The sequence below is a fragment of the Streptococcus parasanguinis genome (genome assembly GCF_001074805.1).
Classification (GTDB): Bacteria; Bacillota; Bacilli; order Lactobacillales; family Streptococcaceae; genus Streptococcus; species Streptococcus parasanguinis_A.
In genome coordinates, this window is sequence record NZ_JUPI01000061.1 from 1 (window position 1) to 1,762 (window position 1,762).

2 protein-coding genes are annotated in these 1,762 nt (G+C 41.5%); both read left to right on the top strand.

All coding sequences use genetic code 11. The features are described from left to right. Positions 1-261: 261 nt before the first annotated feature. Positions 262-942 carry an ABC transporter ATP-binding protein gene (locus ADI76_RS04280; RefSeq protein ID WP_049514897.1) on the top strand — a complete coding sequence of 227 codons (681 nt, stop codon included), beginning with the start codon at positions 262-264 and terminating at the stop codon, positions 940-942. After that, positions 939-1,646 (top strand): hypothetical protein, encoded by a 708-nt coding sequence (locus ADI76_RS04285; protein WP_049472603.1) that lies wholly within the window; start codon positions 939-941, stop codon positions 1,644-1,646. The genes ADI76_RS04280 and ADI76_RS04285 overlap by 4 nt, the downstream gene beginning before the upstream one ends. The last annotated feature ends 116 nt before the right edge of the window (positions 1,647-1,762 follow it).

Sequence of the window (1,762 nt, forward strand, 5' to 3'; positions counted from 1 at the left end):
TCATTCGTTAGAATTCGATTTCGTCGTCCCACCTCCGCACAGTTGAGTAGGGCTGTAAAAGCTAATGAAATCAGCGTAGTAGAGCCCACTCAACCACTGCGTCTTGCTCGACAATCAAAAATAATTGAGAGGCTAGGACTTTTGTCCCAGCCTCTTTTTTGACCATTCACGACGATTTTCTGACCGATTCTGACAGAGAGCTACAAAGACTGTCCCTTTGAAGTATACTGTATACAAGATCAATAAGAAAAGAGGGATCGTATGTTTCAGGTAGCATCTATTACAAAATCATTTAAGGAGAAAGCTGTATTAAAGGGAGTGTCTTTTTCGATAGAAGAAGGAGACAAAATTGCCTTGCTGGGAAATAATGGAGCAGGGAAAAGCACCCTATTCAACATTATCGCTGGGCAGCTCCAGGCCGATTCGGGGACAATAAAGACTTCGCTTGATTTCCAAAGAGAAATTGGGATGATGCCTCAGGGAGATCTGCTCATCGAGGATCTAACCGTTGCTGAATTCGTCGAATTAAAAAGCCGGATGAATCAGCTGAAGCAGGCCGATATCAATGGACTCTTAGAAATGGTCGAATTAAGAGAATCAAGAGAGCAGATGGTAGGAAGTCTTTCCGGTGGTCAAAAGAGACGCTTGTCCTTGTTGTTAACTATTTTGAATCATCCAAGGTTGATTTTTTTAGATGAGCCAACGACTGGCATGGACTTGGAAGCAGTGGATAACTTTTGGAAACTACTGGAGCAGCAAGAGTTTACATCTGTTGTGGTGACCCATGATTTTAACCAAATCGATGCCTTTTTTACAAAAGTCCTGATTTTAAAAGATGGTCGAATTGCTGCCACAAAGTCTGTCGAGGATATTCACCAGGCTGGTCAAACCATTGAGCAGTATTTCCGAGAAGAGATGAATAAAGGAGGGGAACAAGCATGAGAAAGATTCAATTAAAACAAGTTTTACGAAATAAGCGCTTTGTATTATTCACCATTATTTTACCCATAGGCTGGTATATCTTCTTTTATCAGCTTCAAAAAGGAGTTTCGCCAAGTATTTTATTAGGCATTGCCGTCTTTATCGGCGTCATTGGCAATAGCCTTGCAACTTTTAGTAAGCGAATCGCCTCAGATATCGGGTTTTATTCTTTTGAATCCCACTTTACAAGATATAGTGTCAAGAACTATTTATGGGATCAATCGATCGTGCAACTGATTCTGAACAGCTTGATCTTTTTAGCAGTACTAGTAGTTGCTGTTCTAGGTTTTCACTTTCCAGTGACGACTAGCCTGTTGGTACAATTTTTCCTCTTATCCTTGATGGGGATCTACTTTAGCGTGATTGGCTTTGTTCTTGGGGTCAGGATAGATGCCAAGACGATTGATACCATTGGCTTTCCTATCATTATTTTGGCAGCCATGACCATTATTCCCTTTGATACGCTTGGCGCAAGTGGCGGATTTATGGACTTGGTTGGCAAGCTACAACGGGCTTTCCCAGGTTATTATTATACAAAGCTGATCCAAGATTTGACGGAGAAACAAACGATTGATGCTACCCAATTAGCGCTCTTTGTTGCCGTATTTGGAGTGAATTTGCTATTTTTCTATCTGCTCGTACCCAAAGGAAAAATGGGGAACTAAGAGCAGTTAAAAAGAGGCTGGGACAAAAGTCCTAGCCTCTCAATTGTTTTTGGATTATCGAGCAAGACGCAGTGGTTGAGTGGGCTCTACTACGCTGATTTCATCAGCTTTTACAG